The sequence below is a fragment of the Thermus oshimai DSM 12092 genome (genome assembly GCF_000373145.1).
Classification (GTDB): Bacteria; Deinococcota; Deinococci; order Deinococcales; family Thermaceae; genus Thermus; species Thermus oshimai.
In genome coordinates this window covers 1-25503 of the sequence record NZ_KB890625.1, presented here as the reverse complement: position 1 = coordinate 25503, position 25503 = coordinate 1, and the positions used below count along the sequence as shown (strand labels likewise).

Here is a 25503-nt window from a genome sequence, read left to right as displayed (position 1 = left end):
CGGACCCCTTCCCGTAAAATGGCCCCCATGTGGCCCCTTTTGGCCTTCCTCCTGGGCCTTGCCGTGGGTTCCTTCCTCAATGTGGTGATCCACCGCCTTCCCAAAGGGGAGACCTTGGGCGGGCGGAGCCGCTGCCCCCATTGCAGGCGTACGCTTTCCCCCCTGGACCTCCTTCCCGTCTTCTCCTACCTCGCCTTGAGGGGGCGGTGCCGCTACTGCCAGGGGCCCATCTCCCCCCGCTACCCCCTGGTGGAGGGGCTCACCGGGGGGCTTTTCCTCCTCACCGCCCTCCGCTTTCCTCCCAGCCTCGAGGCCCTCTTCACCTTCCTGTTCCTGTCCTTCCTGGTGGCCCTGGCCTTCATAGACCTGGACACCTACGAGCTCCCCGACCCTCTGACCTACGGCCTTCTCCTCCTGGGCCTCGTGGGGGCCTGGGCCTTCCGCTTTCCCCTTCCCTTTCAGCCCGAAGGGGCTAACCTTGGGGCCCTGGACGGGGCGCTTCTCTCCGCGGGCCTTATGGCCCTCATCGCGGGGTACGGGGCCTTTTTCCTGAGGCGCTTTGGGGAGGGGAGGCCGGAGGTGCCCGTAGGGCCCCACCAGGTGCACATGGCGGCCCTCTTGGGGGCCCTCTTGGGCCCGGGGGTGGGGATGGCCTTGGCCTTCCTCTCCTGGGCTCTTTCCGCCCGCACCGGGAGGCCGGTGGTCCTCCCCGACCGGCTTACCCTTCCCCTTTTCCCCTTGATCCCCCTGGCCCCCCTTCTCTTCCCGCCCCTGGGGAACCTCTGGGGAGAAGGGTGGGAGGGGCTTGCCGCCCTGGCCGCCCTGAAGGGGGGGCTCATCGCCGCCGGGGGGCTGGCCCTGGCGGGGGGGCTCTACTGGGCCTTTAGGGGGGGTCCCGGGGAAACGGAAGGGGAAGAAGAGCCCATCGCCATGGGCTACGGGGACGTGAAGCTCATGGGGGCCCTGGGGGCCTGGCTTGGGCCCTACGCCCTCCTCGCCCTGTTCCTTGGGGTCTTTTCCGGGGCCCTCTTTGGCCTTCTCCTTAGGAAGCGCACCCTTCCCTTCGGGCCCCACCTGGCCCTGGGGGGGGTGGTGGCCTTCTTCTATGGGGAGGCCCTGGTGCGGGCCTACCTGGCCCACCTCGGCGTAAGCTAGGGGGCGTGGAGGTGTTGGAAGCCCTGAAGCGCAGGCGGAGCGTGCGCCGGTTCAAGCCGGTGCCCCTCCCTGAAGAGGACCTGGAGAAGCTCCTCTTTGCCCTGCAGCGCGCCCCCACGGACGCCAGCGCCCAGCTCTACTCCGTTATCCGAATCACGGACCCCGAGCTGCGAAGGGAGGTGGCCCGGCTTTCCGGGGAGCAGGAGCACATCCGCCAAGCGGCGGAGTTTTTCGTTTTCCTGGCGGACATTCACCGGCTGGAGCGGCTCCTCGCCCACCGGGGCGAGGCCATGGCCTTCTGGCCCCGCACCGCCCTCCACTTCGCCCTCATGGACGCGGCCCTGGCCGCCGCCTACCTGGCCCTTACCGCGGAGAGCCTGGGGTATGGGGTTTGCTTCATCGGGGGGGTGCTGGGTGGGGTGGAGGCCCTGGTGGACCTTCTCGCCCTTCCCCCGGGGGTCCTCCCCGCGGTGGGGCTGGCGGTGGGCGTGCCCGACGAGGAGGGCCCCCCCAGGCCCAGGCTCCCCCGGGCCCTGGTGGTCCACGAGAACCGCTACCGCCCCTATACCTCGGAGGACCTCGAGGCCGCCTACGGGGCCATGGCCCCCTACAGCCGGGTGGGGGACTGGGGCCGGGTCCTCCGGCGCTACTTCGCCCAGGGAGGGACCATGGCCGAGCGGGAGGCCCCCTACGGCCGCGCCCTGGTGCGCCAGGGCCTGGACCCCGACCTGCCCCAAGGGGCCCGGGCCTACTCCCTGGGGGCCCTCATCGGGGAGGCCTTGGCGGAGGCCCGGGGGGTGCTCTTCCGAAAGGGGGAGGCCTGGGTGGAACGGGAAACCGAGGCCTTCCGCGGGGAAGGCGCCCCGGGGGAGGCCCTTTGGGAGGCCCTGGAAAAGGCCCGGGGGCGGAAGCCTTCCTGGCCTTAGCGGGTTGCCTCGGGGAGGGGGGGCCTCCGGGCCCCCCGGTAGGCCTTCTGGTAAAAGGGGGCCTCGAGGCTCTCGATGACCACCCGGCTCCCGTAGCTGCTGGCGTGGGCGAAGACCCCCCGGCCCAGGTACACCCCCACGTGGTCCACCTCCCGCCCGCCGAAGCTGAAGAAGACCAGGTCCCCGGGCTTTAGGCCCTCCGCCTGGGGCAGGGCGTTCCACTGCTCCTTGGTGGTGCGGGGCAGGCCCACCCCGAGCTCCGCGTAGACCTGGGCCACGAAGGCGGAGCAGTCCAGGGCCAGGGGGGAGTTGGCCCCGTACCTGTAGGGCACGCCCAAATAGCGGAGCACGGCCCGGAGGAGGGGGCTTTCGGGGTCCAGGGCCTCTTCTTCTTCTAGGGGGGCCCCAGAGGGGGCGCCCGGAGGCTCGGGTGCGGTAGAGGGTAGGCGGAGGACCTGGCCCACCTTTAGGGTTTCGTCCTGTAGGCCGTTCAGGGCCTTTAGGGCCTCCACCGTGGTCCCGTAGCGCCGGGCGATGGAGAAGAGGGTCTCCCCGGCGGCCACCACATGGGTGGGGGCCTGCGCTGGGCCCACCTTGAGGACCTGCCCAGGCCGGATGAGGAAGTCCGAAAGCCCGTTTAGCCTTTGGAGCTCCTCCACCGTGGTCCCGTAGCGCCGGGCGATGGAAAAGAGGGTTTCCCCCGGGGCCACCACGTGGGTGAGCTCCCCCTGAGCCAGGGCCAGGCCCAAGAGGAAAGGTAGGAGGAGGCGCATTGGTCCTATTCTATCCGCTTGAGGAGGCTTTGCACCCCATCGGGCAGGGCTTCTTCGGGAAAGAGGGCCTGGAAGCGCCGGGCTAGGTCCTTGAGAAGTGGCCAGAACTCGGGCTCCTTCAGGGCCACGGGGTAGAGGCCCCGAAGTTCGGAGAGAAGCTTTTCCCGGGCCAGGTGCCGGGCGGCCAGGAGGGCCTCGCCGGAAAGCCTGGGGGGCTTTCCCCGGGCGAGCCTCTCGGCCTCCTTGGCCACCAGGGGGCTTTGCAGGTGGCGGCGGCAGGTGGGGCAAGGGCTCTTCTCGCTTGGGGTCTGGCAGATGGGGCAGGGGTTTCCCCGCTGCCTTTTCAAGAGGGCCAGGGCGGCCCGCTCCGCCTTTTCCCGAAGCTCTGGGGGCGCGGCCTCGGCCAGGGCCCGGGCCTTTTGCAAAAGGGCGGGGGTGAGGGGCTCTTCCTGGGGGCTTTCCTCCGGCGGAGGGGCCTCCAGGGGCCCCACCCGGAAGCGGATCTCCCGCACCTTCCCGGGAAAGCGGGCGGAAAAGCGCTGGAGAAGATCCAGCCGGCGGTAGGTGAGCTGGTGGGCCAAGACCGCATCCCCCACCAGCACGGTGAGGACCCCATCCTCTAAGGCCACGGCCTCGGTGAGCTGGGCGAGCTCCTTCCCCACCGCCTCCTTCCAGTAGGCGAGGACGAGGGCCCGCTCCAGCCTGGCCCGGCTTCCCGCCTGGCCTAGGGCCAGGGGCACCGCCTCCTTCAGCCGCCAGGGCACAGCACCACCCCCCCCTCCATCCAGCATACCGGCACCCCCTCTGGGGCGCTGAGCCCCGCCAGGATGGCCTGGGGGAGGCCTCGAGCGTAGGCCAAAAGGGCCTTTTGCCGGGCCTCGTCCAGCTCCTCGCTCCACTCGTCCAGGAGGAGGAGAGGGGGCTCCTCGTGGTGTTGCCAGAGGAGGCGGTGCTCCGCAAGCCTTAAGGCGAGGGCCAGGGTTTTGGCCTCGCCGCGGCTTGCGAAGCGATGGGCGGGCCGGCCCGCAAGGAGGAAAAGGAGGTCGTCCCGATGCGGCCCCACCAGGGTCTGGCCCCGCTCCCGCTCCTCCTTGGCCGTGGCCTTCAGGGCTTCCAGAAGCCCCTGGCCTGCGGTCTCTTCCAGGTCCACCCCCACCCCTTTTCCCCCCAAGGCGGCGTGGACCTCCTCCAGGATGGGCAGGAAGCGGGCGAGGAAGCGCCTCCTATAGGCCATGATCTCCTCCCCGTAGCGGGCCAGGGCCTGGTCCCAGGCGGAAAGGCCGTTTCCCCCCTGGCGCAGGAGGGCGTTCCGTTGCCTTAGGACCTTCTCGTAGGCGGAAAGGAGCCCCCCATACCGGGCGGAGAAGCGGGCGATCAGCCGGTCCAGAAAGCCCCGCCGGGCCTCCCGGCTGCCCAGGACCACCTCCACGTCCTCCGGGGAAAGGAGGACGGAGCCCGGAAGCTCCAGGAGCCCTTTAAGCCCCGTGGGCTTCTCGTTGATCCGGAAGGTGCGCCCCTCGAGGGTGAGGGTGGCCTCGAGGCGGAAGACCCCTAAGGCGGTCTCCACCTCGCCCCACAGCCAGGCCTCCCCTTCCCCGAAGCGGATCTGGTCCTGGAGGCCTCCCTCCATCTCCCCCGTGAGGAGGAGGTGGATCCCCCTTAGGAGGTTGGTCTTGCCCTGGGCGTTCCCCCCCACCACCGCGGAAAGCCCCTCGGGGGGGCGGTAGGCCGTAAGGGCCAGGTTGCGGAAGTTCCGTTGCCGGAAGAGGAGAAGCCGCATGGCTAAGGGCGCCCCTTAAGGGCCCTAAGGCCGAGGAGGGCCAGGAGGAGCAAAAAGGCCCCCAGGAGGTAGGGCCCCTCGGGAAAGAGTTGGTAAAGCCCCGTGCCGAGAAGGGGCCCGAGCATCCGCCCCAGGGCCTGGGCGGCGCTGCTGAGCCCCGCCACCGCCCCTTGCTCCTCCTCCCCCACGGCTAGGGAAAGGGCGGCGGTGACCCCCGGGGCGGCCAGGGCCTGCCCCGCCCCCTGGAGGACCAGGCCCAAGGCCAGGGCCCAGAACCCCTGCCCAAAGGCCAGGACCAGGAAGCCTAAGGCCCCCACGGGTAGGCCCAGGAGGAGGAGCACCCTCGGGGGTGGGCGCAGGGCCCGCACCAGGAAGCCCTGGATGAAAACGGCCACCAGCCCGTAGAAGAAGAGGGCGAGGCCCACCCGTTGCGCGGTCTTTAGAGCGTCCAGGCCCAGGCGGTCCTGGAAGTGGAAGGCCACCGTCTGCTCCAGGGCCACACTGGAGAGGTTCAGGGCGAAGCCCAGGAGGAGGAGGGGGAAGACCCGGCGGTCCCAGGGGGAAAGCCGGGCCGGCTCCCTTGTCACCTTGCCCCGGGACTCCGGCAGGGCCAGATGGACGAAGAGGGCGTTCAAGAGGGCGAGCCCCGCGGAGAAGAACACGGGGGCGAGGAGGCCGAAGAGGGAGGCGAGCCCGGCTCCCAAGGCGGGCCCCAGGATGACCCCAAGCCCGAAGGCCGCCCCCAAAAGGGCCATCCCCCCGGTGCGCTCCTCCCTTCCCGTAACGTCCGCCACGTAGGCCTGGGCCGTGGGCAGGGTGGCGGAGGAGAAGGCCCCCCCAAGGAGGCGGGCGAGGAGAAGGGCCAGGAAAAGCCCCCACCCCGTGAGCACCCCCTTGAAGCCCAAAAAGGCGAAGAGCCCAAAGAGGAAAAAGCTTAGGGCGAAGCCCAAGATCCCCACGAGGAGGACGGGCTTGCGCCCCCCTTCGCTCCGCCGGCCCCAGTAAGGGGCGAGGAGGAACTGCAAAAGGGCGTAGGCGGTGGAGAAGGCCCCCACCTGAGGCTCGGATAGCCCCAGGGCCCGGCCCAAGGGCCCCAGGATGGGGAAGAGGATGGAAAGCCCTAGGATGCTGTTGAAGAGGGTGAGGAAGAGGAGGGCAAGGGGCGGCATGCCCTAGAGTTTAGCCGAACCGCCCCGTGATGTAGGCCTCCGTGTAGGGGTGCTTGGGCTTGGTGAAGAGCTCCTCCGTGGGGCCTTCCTCCACCAGGACCCCTAGGTGCATGAAAAGGGTCCGGTCGGAGACCCGGGCCGCCTGCTGCATGTTGTGGGTGACGATGACCACGGTGTAGCGGCTCTTGAGCTCCAGGATCAGGTCCTCTATGGCCTGGGTGGCGATGGGGTCCAGGGCGCTCGTGGGCTCGTCCATGAGGAGGAGGGGGGGTTCCACGGCGATGGCCCGGGCGATGCAAAGGCGCTGCTGCTGGCCTCCCGAAAGCCTCAGGCCGCTTTCCTTCTTGAAGCGGTCCTTCACCTCCTCCCAGAGGGCGGCCCGCTTCAGGGCCTCCACCACCCGGTCCTCCAGCTCGCTTCCCTTCACCCCAAGAAGCCGGAGGCCAAAGGCCACGTTCTCAAAGATGGTCTTGGGGAAGGGGTTGGGCTTCTGGAAGACCATGCCGATGTGCCGCCTTACGGCCACGGGGTCCACCCGGGGGTCGTAGATGTTCACCCCTTCGTAGAGGACCTCCCCCTCCACCCGCACCCCAGGGACCAGGTCGTTCATGCGGTTTAGGGAGCGCAAGAGGGTGCTCTTCCCGCACCCCGAGGGGCCGATGATGGCCGTGACCTGGTTCTTGGGGAAGCGCACGCTGATCCCGTAAAGGGCCTGCTTGGGGCCGTACCAGAGGCTGAGGTTCCGCACGTCCACCAGGGCCTCGGCCTCGGAGACGGGCGCGGTGCGCACCGTCTCGTGGTCCTTGAGCATTTCTAGGCTCACCATTCCCTCCTGAAGCGGTTCCTAAGGTAAAGGGCGGCCAGGTAGAGGACGGAAAGCACCATGAGCATCACCAGGATGCCCGCCGCGGCCACCCGGGCGAACTCGGGCTGGTTCTGGCTGACCCAGAGGTAGATCTGCACCGGGATCACCGTGTACTCCGAGAGGGGCCCGGAGGGAATGTAGGGCACGTAGGCCGCCGCCCCCACCAGGAGGAGGGGGGCCGCCTCCCCGATGAGCCGGGCGGCGGAGAGGATGACCCCCGTGACCATCCCGGGCAAGGCGGCGGGGACCACGGTGCGGAAGACCACCTGGCGCCGGGTGGCCCCCAGGGCGAAGGCCGCCTGGCGGATGGAGTCGGGCACGCTCCTTAGGGCCTCCCGGGAGGTGACCACGATGACCGGGATGCCGAGAAGGGCCAAGGTAAAGCTTGCGGCCAGCACCGTGGGGCCGAAGCCAAAGCCCCGCACGAAGAGGGCCAGGCCGAGGAGGCCGTAGACGATGGAGGGCACCCCGGCCAGGTTCCTCAGGTTCACCTCGAGGATGCGGCTCAGGCGCCCCTGGCGCAGGTACTCCTCCAGGAGGATGGCCGTGCCCACCCCCACGGGGATGGCGATGAGGAGGGCCAGGCCCAGGACCCATAGGGTGCCCACGATGGCCGGGGCGATCCCTGCGAGAAGGGGGCTCCGGGAGGGGTAGCGGGTGAGGAAGGAGGCGTCCAGCCAGGGGTTCAGGACCAGCCGCTCCCCTTCCCCCAAGGAGGCCTTAAGCTCCTCCCAGCGCCGGAGGCCCTGGAGGAGGCTATAGTCCCCAAGCCGCTCGTCGTAGAGGCCCGTGAGGACCAGACGGAAGGGGCCTTCGTGGGTCAGGGGCATGAGCTCCACCCGGTTCTGGAGCCAAAGGGCCCGGCGCTCCTTTGGGTCTTGGAGGAGCTCCTGGACCTCCTCCTCCAGGTACCCCTCGGCCAGGAGGCGCTCCTTCACCAGGGTCTCCCAGGGGGTCCCCAAGGGGTAGGTGCGCCCGGCCCCCTCCCCCCCTACCACCTGGACGGAGAAGCTCCGGTAGAGGGTGTCCCCCAGGAGGGTGGCGAGGAGCAGAAAGGCCAAGAGGAGGGGCAGGACCAGGGCCCGGGCGAAGGTGCGGTCTATGCGCGCTTTCCAAGGGTCTTGGCCGAACGCCCTATTCATAACGCTCCCGATACCGTTCCACCACGTACTGGGCCAGGATGTTGAGGAGGAGGGTGAGGAGGAAGAGGGTGAACCCCACAGCGAAAAGGGCCAAGGAGGCCGTGGAGCCCGCGGGCTGGTCCCCGGTGGCCGCCTGGACGATGTAGCTGGTCATGGTGGCGATGGTCTCCCGGGGGTCCAGGGTGAGGGTGGGCCGCTGCCCCGCGGCGATGGCCACGATCATGGTCTCCCCGATGGCCCGGCTGGTGGCCAGGATGATGGCCGCCACGATCCCCGAGATGGCCGCGGGGAAGACCACCTTGAGGGCCACCTCGTAGGGCCTAGCCCCCAGGGCGTAGGCCGCTTCCCGGATGGAGCGGGGCACGGCCTGCATGGCGTCCGCGGCCACGTTGGAGACGTAGGGGACGATGGCGAAGCCCATCACCAGCCCCGCGGAGAGGGGGTTGAAGATGCTGAGCCCGGGGATGAAGCGCTGGAGAAGCGGGGTCACGAAGAGGAGGGCAAAGTAGCCGAAGACCACGGTGGGGATGCCCTCAAAGAGTTCCAGCGTCCCCATGATGCGGGCCCGTACCCGGTGGGGGGCGTACTCCGAGATGTAGATGGCCAGCATAAGCCCCAGGGGTACGGCCACCAGGAGGGCGATGGCCGTGACCAGGAAGGTGCCCGCCAGGAGGGGGGCGATGCCGTAGCGGGGCTCGGCGAAAAGGGGGGTCCACTCGGGGGCGAAGAGGAACTCTAAGAGGGGCACCCGGCGGAAGAACTCCGCCACGTCCAGAAGGAGGGTCACCACCACGCCCAAGGTGGTGAGGAGGGTGACGGAGGAGAGGAGGAGGAGGAGGAGGTAGGTGAGGATCTCCTTGGGGTTTCGCGAGGGCTTCTGGCGGAGAAGGTCCATGCCTCTGTCCATTCTAAAGGGGTGGGGGGTGCCCCCCACCCCACTCCTGGGCCTAGCTTACTTGAACTCCTTCTTCAGCTCCTCCACGAACTTGGAGAGGGGCGTGCCCGGGGGGAGGTCCATGAAGAAGGTCCCCGTCTTGCGCCGCTTCAGGATCTCCTGTACCACCTGGTAGGCATCGCTGGGGAGCTCAATGTACCCCGTGCTCCGGATGGCCCGGCGGGCCTGGGCGGAGAGGTAGAACTCCACGAAGTCCTGGACCTCCTTGCGCTCCAGGCTCTTCAGGCTCACGTAGATGAAAAGGGGCCGGGAGAGGGGCTGGTAGGTGCCGTTCAGGACGTTTTCCCGGGTGGGCAGGACGCAGCCTTTGCCGTTGTCCACCGCCACCGCCTTCACCTTGTCCTTGTTCTCCTCGTAGTAGGCCACCCCCAGGAAGCCCAGGGCGTAGCGGTTCCCCGCCACCCCCCGGATGGTGACGTTGTCGTCCTCCGTGGGCTGGTAGTCCGTGCGGATGGCCCCCGCCTTGCCCATGATGGCCTCGGTGAAGTAGTCAAAGGTGCCGGAGTCCGTCCCCGCCCCGAAGAGCTGGATGCGCTCGTTGGGCCACGTGGGGCGGACATCCCTCCAGGTGCGCACCCGGCTGTTGGGCTCCCAGATGGCCTTGATCTCGCTCGTCTTCATGCAAGCCGCGAAGGTGTTTTGGGGGTGGATGATGAGGGTGAGGGCATCGTAGGCCACAGGGAGTTCAAGGAAGCGGATCCCGTTTTTGGTGCACTCCTCCAGCTCCTCCTTCTTGATGGGGCGGCTGGCGTCTTGGATGTCCGTCTCCCCGCGGCAGAACTTCTTGAACCCGCCCCCCGTCCCGGAGAAGGCCACGGTCACCTTTACGTTGGGGTTGCGGGCGGTGAACTCCTCCGCCACCGCCTGGGTGATGGGGTAGACGGTGGAGGACCCGTCCGCCCGGATCTGCTGGGCCGAGGCCACCCCTAGGAGAGCCGCCGCCAAGACCAGGCCGATCGCTTTCTTCGCCATACCTAAAACCTCCCTCCCCTACTGTCTCAGGCCTTTGTCAGGAGAAGGTCAAGACCGGCCAGGTTGTAGACCCCCCGGCGGATCACCCCGCCCCCAAGAAGCCGCTCCCCCCGGTAGAAGACGGCGCTCTGCCCCGGGGCCACCGCGAAGAGGGGCTTCTCAAAGCGGAGGCGCAAGGGGGCAAGGCTTTCCACCTTGGCCCGCACGGGGGGGGTGCGGTAGCGCACCTGGACCTCCACCGCCTCGGGGAGCTCGGCGAGGAGGTTGACCCCGTGGGCCTCGAGGCCCTCCCAAAGCGCCGCCTCCCTCGGCCCCACGTAGACCACGTTGGCCTTGGGGTCCACCCCCACCACGTACCGCTCCAGGTGGCTCTTGAAAAGGCCAAGCCCCTTCCGCTGGCCGATGGTGTAGAGGCTGGCCCCCTGGTGCTCCCCCACCACCTCCCCCGTGAGGGCGTCCACGATGGGGCCCGGCCGGGTCTTGAGCCGTTCCTGCAGGAACCCCCTTAGGTCCCCCGCCACGAAGCAGAGGTTCTGGCTTTCGGGCTTCCGGGCGGTGGGGAGGCCTGCCCTCTCCGCCAGGGCCCGCACCTCCTTCTTGGTGAGGTGGCCCACCGGGAAGAGGAGGTGGGGGAGGGCCTCCTTGGGGGTGCCCCAGAGGAAGTAGCTCTGGTCCTTCTCCGGGTCCAGGCCCCGGAGGAGGGCCTCCCCTTCCCGGCGCACGTAGTGGCCCGTGGCCACGTAGTCCAGGCCGAGCCTTTTGGCGTGCTTTAGGAGGGCCCCGAACTTCACGTCGGTGTTGCAGAAGACGCAGGGGTTTGGGGTCTTCCCCTCGGCGTAGCCCTGGAGGAAGGGGCCGATGATCCGCTCCTCAAAGACCTCCCGGTAGTCCAGGAGGTAGAAGGGGATGTCCAGCATCTCCGCCACCCGCCGGGCCTCGTAGGCCGCGTCGGGGGTGCAGCAGCTCTCCCAGGCCCCCTCCTCCACCTCGGTGTGGAACTCCTTCCAGTCCGGCCAGAAGCGCATCATGGCCCCCACCACCTGGTAGCCCGCCTCCTTCAGGAGGAGGGCGGAGACGGAGGAGTCCACCCCCCCCGAGAGGGCCACCAGGACGGAGGGCTTCACGCCACCACCTCCCGCCTCAGGGCGGCCTCCGTGCTCTTGATGGCCACCTCCACCATGTCCGGGGTGGGCTCGGCCACGGTGAGGGCCTGGAAGCGGAAGCCCAGGGCCCTAAGGGCCTTGGAAAAGGGGTCCTCATGGCGGGCGGAGAAGTAGAGGAGCTCAAAGGCCAGGGCGGCCACCAGGGGCAGGAAGAGGACCCGGGCCAGGAGCCGCCACCACAGGACCTCCGGGGCGGGGATGAGGCTGTAGACCAGCACCGAGACCAGGACCACAAAGACCAAAAAGGTGGTTCCGCACCGGGGGTGGAAGCGGGGCTGGGCCAGGACGTTCTCCACCGTGAGGGGAAGCCCCTTTTCGTAGGCGTGGATGGCCTTGTGCTCCGCCCCGTGGTACATGAAGAAGCGGCGGATCTCCGGCATGCGGCCGATGAAGAGGAGGTAGCCCACCAAAAGGCTCACCTTGAGCCCCCCCGCCAGGAGGTTGTGGAGGATGGGGTGGCGGGCGGGGTCCACAAAAAGCCCCGCAAGCCCCCCGGGCAGGACGATGAAGAGCCCAATCCCAAGGAGGAGGCTCACCGCCACCGTGGCCCAAAGGGCCCCCTTGGGCATTTCCTCTTCCCCGGCGAGCTCCGCGCTCCGCATGAGCGCCCGGTAGCTCACGGAAAGGGCATCCCACAGGGCCACCACCCCCCGGAGGAAGGGGAGGCGGGCCCAGGGGTAGCGCTGGCTTAGGGCGGGCTCCTCGTGGCGCTCCACGTGGATCTCCCCGTTCTTGAGGCGGACGGCCAGGGCCCAGGCCCAGGGGGCTTTCATCATGACCCCCTCCATGGCCGCGGCCCCGCCCAAAGCGGCTTGGGTAAGGAGGGTCCGAAGCATCCTTCCCATTTTGGCACACCGTGGTATAACCCAAGCGTGCTTGCGCTTCAGCGAACCGAAGCCGGGGTTTTGGAGGCCAAGGCGCCCTTGAAGGTGGTCTTCTTCGGTCCGGAGGGCCTTTTGGGCGGTGGGAAGGTCCTGGACGAGGCCTTAGGGGGGCGCCTAAGGCGGGCGGTGGAGGAGGCCGGGCTCAAAGGGGAGGCTGGGGAAAGCCTCCTCCTGGCCCTTCCCGAGGGGTACGCCCTCCTCTTCGGCACGGGGCGGGAAGGGGACGGCCGGGCCCTTGGGGGGAGGCTGGCCCAGGCCCTCCTGAAGACGGGCTTCCGGGAGGCCGTGGCCGAGCCCTACGGGGAGGCCTACCCCTTCGTGGAGGGGCTTCTTCTGGGGAGCTACCGCTTTGACCGCTACAAGGGGAAGAAGGAGGAAAAAGACCTCACCCTGACCCTTTCCGGGGTGGAGGAAGGGGTGCTGGAGCGGGCCCGGAAGGTGGCCCAGGGGGTGGCCTGGGCCCGGGACCTGGTGAACGAGCCCCCAAACGCCCTCACCCCCCGCGTCCTGGCGGAGGCCGCCCTTGGCCTTAGGGCGTATGGGGTGGAGGTGGAGGTGCTGGACGAGGAGGCCATCCGGGCCCTGGGGATGGGGGCCTTCCTGGCGGTGGCCCAGGGCTCGGACGAGCCCCCCCGCTTCATCGTCCTCCGCTACCGCCCAGAAGGGGCCCGGGCGCGGCTGGACCTGGTGGGCAAGGGGATCACCTTTGACTCGGGGGGCTACTCCCTGAAGCCCACGGAGAGCATGGCCACCATGAAGGGGGACATGGCGGGGGCGGCGGCCGTGCTGGGGGCCTTCCTTTCCGCGGCGGAGCTCGGCCTTCCCGTAGAGCTTCGGGGCTACATCGCCGCCTGCGAGAACCTGGTTTCGGGCCACGCCTACAAGCTCGGGGACGTTCTGAAGACCCTTTCCGGCAAGACCGTGGAGGTGATGAACACCGACGCGGAAGGGCGCCTCACCCTGGCGGACGCCCTGGCCTACGCGGAGCGGGAGGGGGCGGAGCGGATCCTGGAGCTTTCCACCCTCACGGGGGCGGCCACCGTGGCCCTGGGGGAGGAGGTGGCGGCCCTTTTCGCCACGGAGGAGGCCTTTGGGGAGAGGGTGCAAAAGGCGGCAGAAAGGGCGGGGGAGAAGGTCTGGCCCCTGCCCCTCGAGGGGAGCTACCGGGAGAAGCTGAAAAGCCCCGTGGCCGACCTGAAGAACGTGGGGGACCGCTACGGTGGGGCCATCGTGGCCGCGCTTTTCCTGGCGGAGTTCGTGAGGGTGCCCCTGGTCCACCTGGACATCGCCGGGCCGGCCTTTGCCCGCAAGGCCCACGCCCTGGGGCCGGAAGGGGGGACGGGCTTTGGGGTGCGCACCATCTTAGAGCTGGCCCAGGCCTTGTAACGCCTAGGGCACCCTTCGTTTGGGGTACGTAAAGAAGGCCCCCGGAAACGGGGGCCTTCCCTTACGGGGCCTTTAGGCCTTGCAGTCTGGGCACTTGCCCCTGAACTCCACCCGGGCCCTCTCTAGGTCCCAGCCCGAGCGCTCGGCCGCGGCCTGGAGGGCGGGGCCTAGGTCCAGCTCGGGGAGGTTTTTCAGGAGGAGGTCCTCCACCCTTCCGCACTCCTGGCAGGCCAGGTGCACGTGGGGCTCGTTGTAGCCGTCGTAGCGGGTGTTGCCCTTGGGGTCCTTGAACTCGTAGATGAGGCCGTGCTCCCGGAGGACGTGGAGGTTCAGGTAGACGGTGGAGAGGCCGATGTCGTACCCCCGCTTCTTCAGACCCTGGTAGAGCTCTTCAGGGGTGGGGTGGACGTTTTTGCGGTCCAGGAAGCTCAAAATGCGCTCCCGAGGTAGGGTGTGCCGGAGGCCCACCGCCTTTAGCCGCGCCCGATAGTTTTCTTTTTCCCTAGTCCTTGGCATGGCTCCTCCTTCCTTACGATTCCAGTATACACCTATCCTGTGCAAATGCAACACCCTGGAAAAGGTGGTCTGTTAGAAGGCCCTCCATGCCCCCCTCTCCCAGCCTGGTATAATGAACCCGCTTTGGACCGGCCTGTTCACCGCCTTCTCCACCTGGTGTTCGCCCTGGGGCTTGCCCATGCCCTGTTCCTCTTCCTGCAGGAGGGGGTGCGGGCCCACGCCCTGGCCCAGGAGGCCAGGCGGCTGGAAGGGGAGCTGGCCCTCTTGGAGGCCCGGGTGGCCCGGCTTAGGATGGAGGCCGAGGCCCTGGGGGACCCCCAGCACCTTGAGGCCCTGGCCCGCCGGGCGGGCTGGGTGGGGAAGGAGGAGGAGCTGAAGCGGCGATGAGGGAAGACCTAGCCTACTTGATGGAGGACGAGGCCCTCACGGACGGCCTAACGGACGAGGAGGCCCAGGCCCTTCTCTCCTGGCTTAGGGACCTGGCGGAAGAGGTGGACCCAAGCCACCTGGCCCATCTCCGCCGCCTGGGGCACGAGGTGGCCCGCCTGGCCCGGGACTATGGGGTGCCGGTGGAGGACCTCATCGGGCTCCTCGAGCTCGCCTGGGAGGCCCCCGAGCCCCCGGGGCTCCAGGCCTAGGGCGCATACCCTTGACGCATAGCGCATAAGGCGGTAGGGTGAAGGTAAGGCCGGGCGGAAAAGCCCGGTGGTTTTGTTTTGGGAGGGCGCCATGGTTTTCCAGAAGGTGGGCCCCTACACCTACCGCATCCCCCGGCAGGGGAAGATGCGGGTGGACGCGGTCTTCTTTGCCTCGGAGGAGATCCTAAAGGACCTCGAGGCCGAGGGCTACGCCTCGCTCCAGCAGCTCATGAACGTGGCCACCCTGCCCGGCATCGTGGAGCCCGCCCTGGCCATGCCGGACATCCACTGGGGTTACGGCTTCCCCATCGGGGGGGTGGCGGCCTTTGACCCCGAGGCGGGCGGGGTGGTGAGCCCGGGCGGGGTGGGGTTTGACATCAACTGCCTCCCCCCGGGCACTCGGGTGCTTTTCCGGGATGGATACACCCGGCCCATAGAAGAGCTCGCGGGGGAGGAAGACCCTCATCTCTGGTGCTGGCGGCTTGGGGAAAGGCCCGAAGAGGGGCGGGCGGCCTTCCTCCTCTCCCGGGAGGGGGAGGCTTTGGTGCGCCTTCGCACCCGGGGTGGGTGGGTCCTGGAGGCCACCTCGGACCACCCCGTCTACACCCCTGAGGGGATGCGCCCCATAGGCCATCTGGCCCCCGGGGACCGGGTGGCCGTCCACCCTTTCCGGGGCCTGCCCTACGAACCCCCACCCGAGACCGTGCTCCTCTCCGAGGAGGAGGCCAAGGCCCTAAGCCAGGCCCTGGGTTTTCCCCAGGCTTGGCAGGAGCTCAAGGGGCGGGGCCTCCTTCCCCTTAAGGCCTCCCACCCCCACCTGCCCGCCCTCCTCCGCCTCCTCGGGTACGCCCTGGGGGACGGGACCCTTTACCGGAGCGGGGGGCGGGCCTACCTGATCCTCTACGGCGAGCCCGAGGGCCTCCTCGAGGCCCAAAGGGATCTCGCCCGCTTGGGGTTCCGGGCGGGTGGGCCCTACCTCAGGCGGCGCCGCCACGCCTTCCGCGGGCGCGTCTTTGAGGCAGCGGAGGCTAGCCTTAAGGCTTCCTCCCGGGGCCTTTTGGCCCTCCTCCACGCCTTGGGCCTGCCCCTGGGGCCCAAGGCCAAGCAGGGTTTCCCCCTGCCCGCTTGGCTCTTTGCGCTGCCCCCTTGGCTTAGGGCCAACTTTCTGGCAGGCCTCTTCGGAGCGGAGCTATCGGCCCCTGCCCCAGTGCCCGGCCACGGCTACAACCTTCAGGCCCCGGTCCTCAGCCAGTCCAAGCGCCAGGCCTGGCTCCAAGCGGGCCGCCTCTTCCTGGAGGATCTGGCCCGCCTCCTGGAGGGGATGGGCCTCGAGGTCCAGGGGCTCTACCAAGAGAAGGACTGGCAGGCCCCTGACGGGGACACCTCCCACCGCCTAAAGCTCGTCCTTAGGGCCACCCCAGAGAACCTTCTTCGGCTTTACGAGGAGGTGGGCTACGCCTATAGCCCTAGGAAGGCCCGGCTTGCCCTCCACGCCGCTTTGTACCTCCGCCTTAAGGAGGCCCACCTCGCCGAGCGGGCGGAGAAGGCTGCCTTGGCCCAGGCCCTCCACCGGGACTTTAGGAGCCCGGAAAGGGTAGCCGAGGCCCTGGGCGTTTCCCGCCGCTTTGTGGAGCGGAGCGTGTACGGGGAGCGGGGTTCCTTCCGGCCCTGGGCCTTCCCCACCTTCCCCGAATACCTGGAGGGGGCGGGGGCCATGCCCATGGACGAGGTGGTAGCCGTGGAGCGGGTGCCCTACGGGGGACGGGTCTACGACCTCACCATGGCCCATCCAGACCACAACTTCATTGCCGAGGGCTTCGTGGTGTCCAACTGCGGCGTACGCCTCCTCACCTCCCACCTCACCCTGGAGGACCTCCTCCCCCGCCAGCGGGCGCTGGCGGACGCCCTCTACCGCCTGGTCCCCTCGGGGGTGGGGAGCGAGCGGAAGGACGTGCGCTTCTCCAAGCGGGAGCTAAGGGAGATCCTGAAGGAGGGGGCGGGGTTTCTCATCCGGAGGGGCTTCGGCTACCCGGAGGACCTCCGCTTCATTGAGTCCGAAGGCCGCCTCCCCTGGGCCAATCCCGACCAGGTCTCCGAGCGGGCCTTTGAGCGGGGGGCCCCCCAGATCGGCACCCTGGGGAGCGGGAACCACTTCCTCGAGGTCCAGTACGTGGACGAGATCTACGACCCGGAGGCCGCGGAGGCTTACGGCCTTTTCCCCAATCAGGTCACGGTCCTCATCCATACCGGAAGCCGGGGCCTCGGCCACCAAGTCTGCCAGGACTACGTGGAGCGCTTCCTAAAAGTTGCCCCCCGGTACGGGATTGAGCTGGTGGACAAGCAGCTGGCCGCGGCCCCCATCAAGAGCCCCGAGGGGGAGGCCTACCTCCAGGCCATGGCCGCCGCGGCCAACTTCGCCTTCGCCAACCGCCAGCTCATCGCCCACTTCGTGCGGGAGGCCTTTGAGGCGGTGGGGTTTGCCCCGAGGGACCACGGCCTAAGGGTCCTTTACGACCTGGCCCACAACAACGCCAAGTTTGAGGAGCACTTTGGCCGCCGGGTCCTGGTCCACCGCAAGGGGGCCACCCGGGCCTTTGGCCCCGGCCACCCGGAGATCCCCCCCGAGTACCGGAAGGTGGGCCAGCCCGTCCTGGTGCCGGGGGACATGGGCCGCTACTCCTACGTCCTGGCGGGCACAGAGAAGGCCATGGCGGTTTCCTTCGGCAGCAGCTGCCACGGGGCAGGGCGGAAGATGAGCCGCCACCAGGCCAAGAAGGCCGCCCGCGAGCGCAACCTGGTGAAGGAGCTTGCGGAAAGGGGCATCCTGGTGCGGGCCGCCACCCGGGCCACGGTGGACGAGGAGATGCCCGAGGCCTACAAGGACGTTTCCGTGGTGGTGGAGGCGGTGCAGGGGGCGGGCATCGGCAGGAAGGTGGCCCGCCTGCGGCCCCTCATCGTGGTCAAGGGGTAAGCCCTTTCTCATCCAAACCCCCTTCAATGGGGGGATGAGGCGGCTTGGCCTTCTTCTCTTCCTGGGCCTCACCTTGGCCCAAAGCGTTCCGGCGGAAACCTTCGGCCTCGCTTTCCGCGAGGAGGGCGGGGCCTGGGTGTACGAGGGGCAGGGGGTGCGGCTGGTCTACGTCCCGGGGGTGGGCTGGGCCGAGCCTCCCTTGGACCTTCCCCCTCCGGAAAGGGAGAGGGTGCCCCTGGATGCCCTGAAGGCCCTGGGGTACTTCCGCGTTCCCGAGGCCGGGGTGCGCGCGGGGCCCCAAGGGCGGGGCTTCCGCATCGTCCTGGACCTGCCCGGGGCCTTCCCTGGGGAAAGGTCCCAGGGGTGGGACCGGGCCCGCTTCCTCCTGCCCTATTTGGCCCCGGGGCTTTTAGCCCTAAAGCCCCCGCCGGGCCTATCCCTTCGGGTGCGGCTCCTCCCGGAGGGGACGGAGCTTTCCCTGGAGGCCCAGGGGCGGCTTTACCACCGCCTCTTCCCCCTGGAGCACCCTCCCCGCCTGGTGCTGGACCTCTACGCTTTGCCCTCCGAGGTGGAGGAGCCCCTGGCCCCGGGGGTGCGCTACCGCGAGGTCTGGGCCTTCACCCCGGAGCCCCTAAGGCTTTACCTGGTGGAGGCGGAAAGGGGGAGGCTCCTTCCTGTGGGGATTCCCGGCAAGCGGGCCCTCCCCAAGGACCTGGCCCCGGGGGCCCTGGCCGCCCTCAACGGGGGGTACTTTGACCCCAAGACGGGGACCCCCATCGGGCTTTGGGTCCAGGACGGGGTCACGGTGAGCCACCCCTTCGGCCGCACCGCCCTCCTCTGGAACGGGTGGGATTTCTTCCTGGGCAGGCCCCGCTTTGAGGCGGTGGTGGCGGGCCCTAAGGGGGAAAGGGTGCGGGTGGGGCTGAACGCCCTCCCCGCCCGCTACACCGCCCACACCGTGCCGGGGCCCGTGGGCCGGGCGGGGGAGGAGGTGGCCCTGGTGCGGGGGGAGAGGGTGGAGGGGATCTTCCCCGCGCCCTTTGAGCTTCCTGGGGGAGCCTGGGCCCTGGCCTTTCCCCAAGGGGCGCCTCCCTTCCCCTTGGCCGTGGGGGACCGGCTTAGCCTCTACGGCCGGCTGGACCCCCCCTTCCGCTACGCCCTCGAGGCCGGCCCCCTTCTCCTCCAGGAGGGGCGGTACGCCTTCCGGCCGGAGGAGGAGAACTTCAAGGACCCAAGGCCCCTTCAGGCGGTGGCGCCCCAGGCCGCGGTGGCCTGGACACGGGAGGGGCGGCTTTGGCTCCTCGTCTCCGAGGCCACCACCCCCGACCGCCTGGCCCAGGCCCTCCTGGAGCTTGGGGCCTGGAACGCCCTACGGATGGACGGGGGGGGCTCGGCCCAGCTTTGGGTGCGGGGGAGGCTCAAAAACCCCTACGCCGGTACCCCCCGGCCGGTGGTGAGCGCCCTGGCCCTCTACACCCCATAATGGGGGTAGAGTGGAGCCCGGGTTTCACCTGCGCTACGCCCACCGCCTGGCCTGGCGGTACCGCCTCCTTCTCGCCCTCCTCCTCGCCCTCTCGGGCCTCCTCTTTCCCCCCTTGGCCCTCCTTTCCCCCCTGGCCCTCCTCCTCCCGGCCCGGCTTTGGGCGGGGGAGGCCCTAAGGGCCATCGCCCGGGTGAGCCTGGCCTACCCCACCGCCCTCCGCTACGGGGAGGAGCGGCTCTGGCGGGAGGCGAAGAGGGTGACAGTGCCCCTTCCCCCCTTCCCCTATGGGCTTTTCCTCCTCTACCTCCTGGCCCTTTTCCTGGCCCTCTGGAGGCCTTTGGCCCCGGGGGAAGGGGGGGTGCCCTTCCTGCCCCAGGCCCCCCAGGTGGGCGCCCCTCCCTCCGAGCCCCGGGGATCGGGGGAGGGGCGCCCACAGGAGGGAGGGAGCCCTCCCGCCCAGGAGGGCCGGCCAGCTGGCCAGGAAGGGCAAGAGGGCGCTCCCAAAACGCCCACCGCACAAGAGGGCTCCACAGGGGAAAGGGGGCAGGATGGGGGGGGCGCCTCGAGGCCCCCGGAAGGGGCGGGGGGCAGGGGGTCAGGGGATGGGGGCACGGCGGAACCCCGGGGGACCCCCGCCCAACCGGGCCGGGAGGGGGAGCAAGGGGGGGCCAGGGGGCCAGGGACCCCTTCCGAAGACGGGGGAGGGCAAGGCCAGGCGGGCCCAGGGGGCGCTTCCCCAGCCCTCCGGGAGGCCCAAACCCCAGGCCCCACCCCCGAGGGCCCGGGGGCGGGCCTCCTCTCGCCCGGCGAGGGGCCAGGGGAAGCCCCCCTGCCGAGCCCCTGGCCGGAGGGGAGGCCCCCAGGGCGAGTCCAGCGGGGGGTGGAGGTCTACCTGGAAAGGACCCCCCTCCCCCCGGAGGCCCGGGAGCTTCTCAGGCGGTACTTTGGGCCAGGAGGAGGGCCAGGACCTCCTTAAGCCCCACCGGGGGCACCTCCCGCCGCCCCGCCACGGGGAAGGCCCCAAGCCCTCCCCCGTGCCCGAAGCGGGCCCCCACCTTGAGGTCCACGTCCTTCAGGAGCTCCCGCATCTTCTCGTGCTTGCCCTCCCCGTGGAGGGCCGCGTAGGGGTTCGGGCGGATCTCCAGAAGCCGGGCCTCTTCCCCCTCCACCTGGTAGATGGCGAAGCGGGGGGCGTGGCCGAAGGGACCTGGGTACACGCGGTCTTCCCCCTTGGTTAGAGCGATGGCGATGCGCATGGGTCTATATTACCCCTCCCCCCTATCCCGGCGCCAGGGGCCGCTTTTGCCTCCGGTCTTCTCCAGAAGCTGCACCTTGGAGATGACGAGCCCTTTGGAGGCCGCCTTCAGCATGTCGTACACCGTGAGGGCGGCCACCGCGCAGGCGGTGAGGGCCTCCATCTCCACCCCCGTTTCCGCCTTGGTGCGCACCGTGGCCTCTATGCGCACCCGCCGGGCCTCCTTTTCCAGTTCCACCCGCACCTCGATCCCCGTAAGGGGCAGGGGGTGGCAGAGGGGGATGAGGTCCGCGGTCCTCTTGGCCCCCAGGATCCCCGCAAGCTGGGCCACCTGCAGGGGGTCCCCCTTGCCCACGCCCCCCCCTTCCAGGGCCAGGAGGGCCTCCTCCGTGAGCTCCACGTAGGCCTCGGCGGTGGCGGTGCGGAAGGTCTTCTCCTTTTCCGTCACGTCCACCATGTGGGGGCGGCCGTCCTTGAAGTGGGTGAGGTCCATGCCCTGAGTTTACCGGGGGGTGGGGAGGCTCAGGCCAAGCCTCCGCCCGAAGACCCGAAGGAGGAAGGTGGCCGCGGCCCCCAGGACCAGGGCCCCCTCGGGGTAGAGCCCGTGGAGGGCGTAGAAGAGGAGGGCCCCCAAGAAGGCCGCGGAGGCGTAGAGGTCCCCCGCCCGGTAGAGGATGCCCGGCACCTCCCCCGAGAGCACGTCCCGGAGCACCCCGCCCCCCACCCCGGAAAGGGCCCCCGCGATCCCCACCCCCAAGGGGCCAAGCCCGGCGGAGAGGGCCTTTTCCGCGCCCAGGGCGGCGAAGAGGCCGAGGCCTAAGGTGTCCAGGTAGTAGAGGAGGCGGGAAAGCCTTAGGGCCCTCCGGTGGAAGCGGAAGACGAGAAGCCCCACCACAAGGGTGGAGAGGAGTAGGCCCTCGTCCCTTAGGGCGGAAGGGGGGAGGACGCCCACCAGAACGTCCCGGATGGACCCGCCCCCCACCGCGGTCACCAGGGCCAGGACCAGGACCCCGAGGAGGTCAAACCCCTTCTCCACCCCCTTAAGGGCCCCCGCGGCGGCAAAGACCAGGGTGCCGAGCCAGGCGAGGAGCTCAATCATGGAGGAGGACCACCGCCCGGGCCTGCACGTGCTCCGGGGCGAGCCCCTCGGAGGTCTTGAAGGTGAGGCCGATGCGGTCCTGGGGGAGGCCAAGGAGGCGGGCCAGGTTCTCCCTGAAGGCCTCCCGGAAGGGCCCAAGCTTGGGCCGGTCCAGGACTACAACCACGCTCACCTGGAGAAGCCTTCCCCCCAGGGCCTCCACCCGCCTTAGGGCCTCCCGAAGGAAGACCTCGCTCCTTGCGCCTTGCCAGCGGGGGTCGGTGTCGGGGAAAAGGAGGCCGATGTCCCCCAGGGCGTAGGCGGAAAGGAGGGCGTCCGTGAGGGCGTGGAGGGGGGCGTCCCCGTCGGAGTGGGCCAAGGGGCCTAAGGGGCTTGGGACCTCGAGGCCAAAGAGGTAGAGGGGCCTGCCCTCCCCGAGGCGGTGGCTGTCCTCTCCGTAGCCCAGGCGCATGGCTATACTTTAGGGCATGCCGAGCTTTGCAGAGGCCCTGGCCCTCATGGAGGCGTGGACGGAAAGCGAGTCCCTAAGGCGGCACATGCGGGCGGTGGAGGTGGCCATGCGGGCCTACGCCCGCCGCTTCCGCGAGGACGAGGAGCTTTGGGCCATGGCGGGGGTTCTCCACGACATGGACTACGAGAAATACCCCGCGGAGCACCCCTACCGGGGGGTGGAGGAGCTTAGGCGCCTGGGCTACCCGGAGGAGGTTCTGGAGGCCATCCTGGCCCACGCCAGCTACACCGGGGTGCCCCGGAGGACCCTCATGAGCAAGGCCCTCTTCGCGGTGGACGAGCTCACCGGGCTCATCGCCGCCGCGGTCTACGTGCGCCCCGACCGGTCCATCCTGGGCCTCGAGCTCCCGAGCCTCAAGAAGAAGTTCAAGGACAAGGCCTTCGCCAAGGGGGTGAACCGGGAGGAGATCCGGGAGGGGGCGGAGGCCTTGGGCCTCTCCCTGGACGAGCACCTGGCCTTCGTCCTGGAGGCCATGAAGGCCGAGGCGGACCTCCTCGGGCTCAAATAGCCCCCTTGCCGAAGGGGCGCCATCCTGGCTAGGGTGAGGGGGATGAACCTTCCCGACCTCACCCCCTACCTGGGCCAGATCACCTTCGGGGGCCTGGCGGGCTACGCGGTGGGCTACGCCTTGAAGAAGATCGGCCGCCTGCTGGCCGTTGGCCTCGGCCTCCTCTTCATCGCCCTCCAGCTTCTGGCCCAGGCGGGGTACGTCCAGGTGGACTGGACCCGCATCCAGAAGGACATGGAGCCCCTCTTGGACCAGCCCGGCCTTAAGAGCCTCTGGGAGAGGCTTCTTTCCACCCTCACCTACAACCTCCCCTTTGGGGCGAGCTTCGTGGGGGGGCTTCTTTTAGGTCTTAGGGCCGGGTAAGGGGCCGGGCGGGAAGGAGGGCCAGGAGGAGGAGGAAGGAGGCCGCCCAAAGCGCCCCTTCCGCCCGCCCCATCGCCTCGGCGAAGAGGCCGGTGGCCGCGGGGCCCAGGGCCTGGCCCAGGGCGAAGGCCGCGGTGGAAAGCCCCATGGCCCTAGGCCAGGCGGAAGGGGGCAGGAGGGCGCGGAAGGCCTGGGTGAGGGCGGTGATCACCCCCAGGAAGGAAAGCCCAAAGAGGAAGGCGCTGAGGGCGGGGAAGGCCTGGGCTAAAGGCGGGAGGCTGGCCAGAAAGAGCACCAAAAGGACGTGGAAGAGCCCCCGCCACCCCCCCACCCGCTCCACCCAGGGGCCCCACAGGAACCCCGTGAGGAGCGCTCCCAGGCCTAGAGAGACGAAGAGGAGCGCCCCCTGGCCTAGGGCGGCGGCCACGAAGGTCATGTACCCGATGTACCCCGCCCCGTAAAGCCCGTAGGCCAGAAGGAGGGGAAGGATGGGGCCAAGGCCCCCTTCCCCCCGGGCGGGCGGGGGCGGCTCCCTTAGGGCCGGAAGGGCCCGCAGGGCGGGAAGGGCCAGGAGAAGGGCCGTAAGCCCCAGCCGCCCCCAGGCCTCGAGGGGGGAGAGGCCTTCCCTTAGGGCCAGGGGGCTGAGGAGGAGGCCCAGGCCCACCCCGCCGTAGTAGAGCCCCAGGACCCGGCCCGAGCCCCCGGAGGCCATGAGGAGGGCCGCCCCGCCCACGAAGACCAGGGCCCCCAAAAAGCCCTGGAGGAGCCGCAAAAGGAAGGCCAGGGGGAAGCCGAAGGCCCCGGTGAGGCCCACGGCCAGGGCCTGCAGGAAAAGGGCCAGGAAGAACCCCTTCCGGTAGCCCAGGCGCCCAAGGAGGTGGTGGCTTAGAAGGGCCCCCAGGAGGTAGCCCAGGGTGTTGGCGCTCCCCAAAAGCCCCCCTTGGGCGTAGGAAAGCCCCCAGGCCCCCTGCATTAGGGGAAGGGCCAGGGCGTAGGCGAACCGGCCCACCCCCAAGGCGGAAGCCGGCCCTAGGAGGAGGAAAAGCCCCCTAGTACCCATGGAGGAGCCCCCGCGCCTTGGCCCGCCGGACCGCCCTGCGGAAGGCCCCAAGCCCGAGGAGAAGGTAGGCCAGGCCGTTGGCCCAGGCGAGGAGGAGGGGCAGGGGCTCCAAGGGGGTTCCGTGGGCCATCATCCCCCGCACCAAGGCGGCCCCCGGGGCCAAGGGGAGAAGGGCCCAAACCCCCTCCCCCGGGGCCTGGAGGGGGATGAGGAGGAGGAACTGGGAAAGGCCCAGAAGCTGCTCTACCCGCTTAAAAAGCAGGGCCAGGCTCCCCATGAGGAGCCCCAGGCCGTACCCCCCAAGGAGGACGGCCAAAGCCGGGAGCAAAACCCCAGGGGTCAGGGCCGGGCGGGCCCCGGTGAGGAGGGCCAGGACGAGGCCCAGGGTGAGGACGAAGACCCCCTGGCCGAAGAGGTCCGCCGCCTGGCGCAGGAGGAGGAGGCGGGTGGGGCCGTAGGGGGTGAGGAAGAGCTGCTCCAGGGTGCCCGTGCGGGCCTCCTCCATGAGGACGAAGCTCAGGCCGTTGTAGGCGGAGAGGGTGAAGGTCCAGAGGAGGTACCCCACCAAAACCCCCTCCAGCCTCGCCCCGAACTCCACCCCAGGCCCCGCCAGGAGCCTCGCCCCAGCGAAGAGGAGGTAGAAGATGAGGCTTAGGGTCACAAGCCCCCCCAGGAAGTCCAGGGGGTAGCGGCGGAGCCCGAGGAAGCTCCGGTAGAGCTCGGCCAAAAAGAGGTCAAGCACGCCCCACCACCTCCAAGAACACCTCCAGAAGCCCCGTCTCCGCCCGGGCCACCCGCCTCAGGGGGTGGGGCTTCAGGGCCTCGAGGACCCGCCAAAGCCCCGCCCCGTCCCCCCGGTAGAGGAAGGGCCCCTCCCCCTCCACCCCGAGCGCCCTAAGCCGGGCCAAGACCTCCGCCGGCAGGGGGCCTTCCGGCTCGATCACGTAGTGGTCCCCGGCGAAGCGCCTGAGGATCCCCGCCTTCTCCCCCTCCAGGACCAGGCGCCCCTTGTGCACGATGGCCACCCGGTGGGCCAGGGCCTCCGCCACCTCCAGCTGGTGGGTGGTGAGGAGGATGGCCTTGCCCGCCTGGGCCAGGGCGCGGATCTTTTCCTGCACCAGAAGCGCCGTCTCCACGTCTAGACCTAAGGTGGGTTCGTCCAGGAGGAGCACTTCCGGGTCGTGCACCAGGGCTTGGAGAAGGGCCAGCTTCTGCTGCATCCCCCGGGAGAGGTGGCGCACCTCCACGTGGGCCTTCTCCAAAAGGCCGTACTCCTCCAAAAGGGCCAGGGCCCGCCGCCTGGCCACCCCAAGCCTTAGGCCCCGGGCCACCCCGAAGTAGAGGAGGTTTTCCAGCGGGGTCAGGCGCCAGTAGGTGTTGCGGTTCCCCTCCAGGACCGCCCCCAGGTGGCGGAGGGCCCAGGGGTTCTTGAAGGGGTCTTGGCCCAAAAGGCGCACCTCCCCCCGGTCGGGGAGGAGGAGGCTTGCGGCCATCTTCACCGTGGTGGTCTTGCCCGCCCCGTTGGGGCCCAGAAAGGCCAGGACCTCCCCCGGCCGCAAAACCAGGCTCACCCCCCGGACCGCCTCCAGCCCTCCAAAGCGCTTCCAGAGGTCCTGGGCCACCAGGTAGGGGGTTTCCATCTACCTAATTCTAATTCCTTCGTGTGCTACCTCATAGCTCCACCCCGGCCATCCTGAGAAGCACCCGGCTACGTATGAGGTTGTGAACAAGCAGGATGAGGTTCACCCGGGCCACCAGCCCCCAGTAGGACCGGGCCTCTATCCGATGAAGCCCCAAAGACCGCACCATCACGCTGAAGCGGGTCTCTATCCAGTTCCGTACCCTTCCCATCCACCCTCTCCACCCCGTCTCCACCACCCTTCCTCCCCTGACCCGATAGGGTGGTGTCTTGACTCCCTGGACCCAACG

At 69.4% G+C, this 25503-nt stretch carries 28 protein-coding genes and 2 pseudogenes; 11 read left to right on the top strand and 19 right to left on the bottom strand.

Going from position 1 to position 25503, the window contains the following annotated elements:
• Positions 1-27: 27 nt before the first annotated feature.
• Together B043_RS0112010 and B043_RS0112005 are read left to right on the top strand one after the other, a co-directional pair.
• Entirely contained in the window at positions 28-1155 is a 1128-nt protein-coding gene (locus B043_RS0112010) for a prepilin peptidase (protein WP_018462183.1), read from the top strand.
• A gap of 5 nt (positions 1156-1160) precedes the next feature.
• Positions 1161-2081, top strand: coding sequence for a nitroreductase family protein (locus tag B043_RS0112005; RefSeq protein ID WP_018462182.1), 921 nt, complete (start codon positions 1161-1163; stop codon positions 2079-2081).
• Here B043_RS0112005 and B043_RS0112000 read toward each other — a convergent pair.
• From B043_RS0112000 to B043_RS0111955, 10 genes are read right to left on the bottom strand one after another with little or no spacing between them, the layout of a single operon-like run.
• Positions 2078-2854, bottom strand: coding sequence for a C40 family peptidase (locus B043_RS0112000; protein WP_018462181.1), 777 nt, complete (start codon positions 2852-2854; stop codon positions 2078-2080). The two genes, B043_RS0112005 and B043_RS0112000, sit on opposite strands and share 4 nt — an antisense overlap.
• 5 nt (positions 2855-2859) lie before the next feature.
• The gene (locus B043_RS0111995) at positions 2860-3618 is read right to left on the bottom strand and encodes a DciA family protein (protein WP_018462180.1); all 759 of its coding nucleotides are present in this window, start codon (positions 3616-3618) and stop codon (positions 2860-2862) included.
• Positions 3603-4634, bottom strand: coding sequence for a DNA replication/repair protein RecF (gene recF / locus B043_RS0111990; RefSeq protein WP_016330105.1), 1032 nt, complete (start codon positions 4632-4634; stop codon positions 3603-3605). The genes B043_RS0111995 and recF overlap by 16 nt, the downstream gene beginning before the upstream one ends.
• A 2-nt stretch (positions 4635-4636) precedes the next feature.
• A complete protein-coding gene (locus B043_RS0111985; RefSeq protein ID WP_018462179.1) occupies positions 4637-5803 on the bottom strand; it encodes an MFS transporter in 1167 nt (388 codons plus the stop codon).
• 10 nt (positions 5804-5813) lie between these two features.
• On the bottom strand, positions 5814-6629 hold the full coding sequence (pstB, locus tag B043_RS0111980) for a phosphate ABC transporter ATP-binding protein PstB (protein WP_016330103.1): 816 nt from the start codon (positions 6627-6629) through the stop codon (positions 5814-5816).
• Positions 6623-7810 (bottom strand): phosphate ABC transporter permease PstA, encoded by a 1188-nt coding sequence (pstA, locus tag B043_RS0111975; RefSeq protein ID WP_018462177.1) that lies wholly within the window; start codon positions 7808-7810, stop codon positions 6623-6625. Before pstA ends, pstB begins: the two co-directional genes overlap by 7 nt.
• Positions 7803-8705 (bottom strand): phosphate ABC transporter permease subunit PstC, encoded by a 903-nt coding sequence (pstC, locus tag B043_RS0111970; RefSeq protein ID WP_018462176.1) that lies wholly within the window; start codon positions 8703-8705, stop codon positions 7803-7805. Before pstC ends, pstA begins: the two co-directional genes overlap by 8 nt.
• A 57-nt stretch (positions 8706-8762) precedes the next feature.
• Positions 8763-9737, bottom strand: coding sequence for a PstS family phosphate ABC transporter substrate-binding protein (locus tag B043_RS0111965; protein ID WP_018462175.1), 975 nt, complete (start codon positions 9735-9737; stop codon positions 8763-8765).
• Positions 9738-9763: 26 nt separating this feature from the next.
• A complete protein-coding gene (gene mnmA, locus B043_RS0111960; protein ID WP_018462174.1) occupies positions 9764-10861 on the bottom strand; it encodes a tRNA 2-thiouridine(34) synthase MnmA in 1098 nt (365 codons plus the stop codon).
• Entirely contained in the window at positions 10858-11745 is an 888-nt protein-coding gene (locus B043_RS0111955; RefSeq protein ID WP_413217166.1) for a DUF1385 domain-containing protein, read from the bottom strand. The genes mnmA and B043_RS0111955 overlap by 4 nt, the downstream gene beginning before the upstream one ends.
• Positions 11746-11772: 27 nt before the next feature.
• Here B043_RS0111955 and B043_RS0111950 point away from each other — a divergent pair, with 27 nt between their 5' ends.
• Positions 11773-13170 carry a leucyl aminopeptidase gene (locus B043_RS0111950; protein ID WP_026234272.1) on the top strand — a complete coding sequence of 466 codons (1398 nt, stop codon included), beginning with the start codon at positions 11773-11775 and terminating at the stop codon, positions 13168-13170.
• A gap of 72 nt (positions 13171-13242) precedes the next feature.
• Here the strand turns inward: B043_RS0111950 and B043_RS0111945 are convergent, their stop codons facing one another.
• On the bottom strand, positions 13243-13686 hold the full coding sequence (locus B043_RS0111945) for a Fur family transcriptional regulator (protein ID WP_018462172.1): 444 nt from the start codon (positions 13684-13686) through the stop codon (positions 13243-13245).
• Positions 13687-13809: 123 nt separating this feature from the next.
• On the opposite strand from B043_RS0111945, the gene B043_RS0111940 reads away from it, so the two are divergent.
• From B043_RS0111940 to B043_RS12480, 6 genes and pseudogenes are all read left to right on the top strand, one after another.
• Positions 13810-14073, top strand: coding sequence for a hypothetical protein (locus B043_RS0111940; RefSeq protein ID WP_016330095.1), 264 nt, complete (start codon positions 13810-13812; stop codon positions 14071-14073).
• The gene (locus tag B043_RS0111935; RefSeq protein WP_016330094.1) at positions 14070-14324 is read left to right on the top strand and encodes a hypothetical protein; all 255 of its coding nucleotides are present in this window, start codon (positions 14070-14072) and stop codon (positions 14322-14324) included. Before B043_RS0111940 ends, B043_RS0111935 begins: the two co-directional genes overlap by 4 nt.
• A 91-nt stretch (positions 14325-14415) precedes the next feature.
• Positions 14416-14919, top strand: a pseudogene (locus tag B043_RS13440) (RtcB family protein); the annotation flags it as partial.
• 21 nt (positions 14920-14940) lie between these two features.
• Positions 14941-17295, top strand: a complete 2355-nt coding sequence (locus tag B043_RS13505; RefSeq protein WP_425425195.1) for an RtcB family protein — start codon at positions 14941-14943, stop codon at positions 17293-17295.
• A 34-nt stretch (positions 17296-17329) separates the two neighbouring features.
• Positions 17330-18778, top strand: a complete 1449-nt coding sequence (locus B043_RS0111925) for a phosphodiester glycosidase family protein (protein WP_018462170.1) — start codon at positions 17330-17332, stop codon at positions 18776-18778.
• 10 nt (positions 18779-18788) lie between these two features.
• The gene (locus tag B043_RS12480; RefSeq protein WP_018462169.1) at positions 18789-19754 is read left to right on the top strand and encodes a hypothetical protein; all 966 of its coding nucleotides are present in this window, start codon (positions 18789-18791) and stop codon (positions 19752-19754) included.
• On the opposite strand, the gene B043_RS0111905 is transcribed toward B043_RS12480, so the two are convergent.
• The 4 genes from B043_RS0111905 to ispF are packed head-to-tail and all read right to left on the bottom strand — an operon-like array spanning position 19711 to position 21583.
• Positions 19711-20034, bottom strand: coding sequence for a NifB/NifX family molybdenum-iron cluster-binding protein (locus tag B043_RS0111905; protein ID WP_018462168.1), 324 nt, complete (start codon positions 20032-20034; stop codon positions 19711-19713). The genes B043_RS12480 and B043_RS0111905 overlap by 44 nt on opposite strands.
• A gap of 9 nt (positions 20035-20043) precedes the next feature.
• Positions 20044-20526, bottom strand: coding sequence for a cyclic pyranopterin monophosphate synthase MoaC (gene moaC / locus B043_RS0111900; RefSeq protein ID WP_016330089.1), 483 nt, complete (start codon positions 20524-20526; stop codon positions 20044-20046).
• A gap of 9 nt (positions 20527-20535) precedes the next feature.
• On the bottom strand, positions 20536-21132 hold the full coding sequence (locus B043_RS0111895) for a trimeric intracellular cation channel family protein (protein ID WP_018462167.1): 597 nt from the start codon (positions 21130-21132) through the stop codon (positions 20536-20538).
• Entirely contained in the window at positions 21125-21583 is a 459-nt protein-coding gene (gene ispF, locus B043_RS0111890) for a 2-C-methyl-D-erythritol 2,4-cyclodiphosphate synthase (protein ID WP_016330087.1), read from the bottom strand. The genes B043_RS0111895 and ispF overlap by 8 nt, the downstream gene beginning before the upstream one ends.
• A 16-nt stretch (positions 21584-21599) precedes the next feature.
• Between ispF and B043_RS0111885 the strand changes: the two genes are divergently transcribed.
• Together B043_RS0111885 and B043_RS0111880 are read left to right on the top strand one after the other, a co-directional pair.
• Positions 21600-22151, top strand: a complete 552-nt coding sequence (locus B043_RS0111885) for an HD domain-containing protein (protein WP_018462166.1) — start codon at positions 21600-21602, stop codon at positions 22149-22151.
• Positions 22152-22193: 42 nt separating this feature from the next.
• Positions 22194-22514, top strand: a complete 321-nt coding sequence (locus B043_RS0111880) for an FUN14 domain-containing protein (RefSeq protein WP_018462165.1) — start codon at positions 22194-22196, stop codon at positions 22512-22514.
• Here B043_RS0111880 and B043_RS0111875 read toward each other — a convergent pair.
• The 4 genes and pseudogenes from B043_RS0111875 to B043_RS12870 form a co-directional block, all read right to left on the bottom strand.
• Positions 22501-23574, bottom strand: a complete 1074-nt coding sequence (locus B043_RS0111875) for a YbfB/YjiJ family MFS transporter (RefSeq protein WP_018462164.1) — start codon at positions 23572-23574, stop codon at positions 22501-22503. The two genes, B043_RS0111880 and B043_RS0111875, sit on opposite strands and share 14 nt — an antisense overlap.
• On the bottom strand, positions 23564-24316 hold the full coding sequence (locus B043_RS0111870; RefSeq protein ID WP_018462163.1) for a hypothetical protein: 753 nt from the start codon (positions 24314-24316) through the stop codon (positions 23564-23566). Before B043_RS0111870 ends, B043_RS0111875 begins: the two co-directional genes overlap by 11 nt.
• A complete protein-coding gene (locus tag B043_RS0111865) occupies positions 24309-25214 on the bottom strand; it encodes an ABC transporter ATP-binding protein (protein ID WP_018462162.1) in 906 nt (301 codons plus the stop codon). The genes B043_RS0111870 and B043_RS0111865 overlap by 8 nt, the downstream gene beginning before the upstream one ends.
• A 31-nt stretch (positions 25215-25245) precedes the next feature.
• Positions 25246-25503: pseudogene (locus B043_RS12870) on the bottom strand (transposase); the annotation flags it as partial.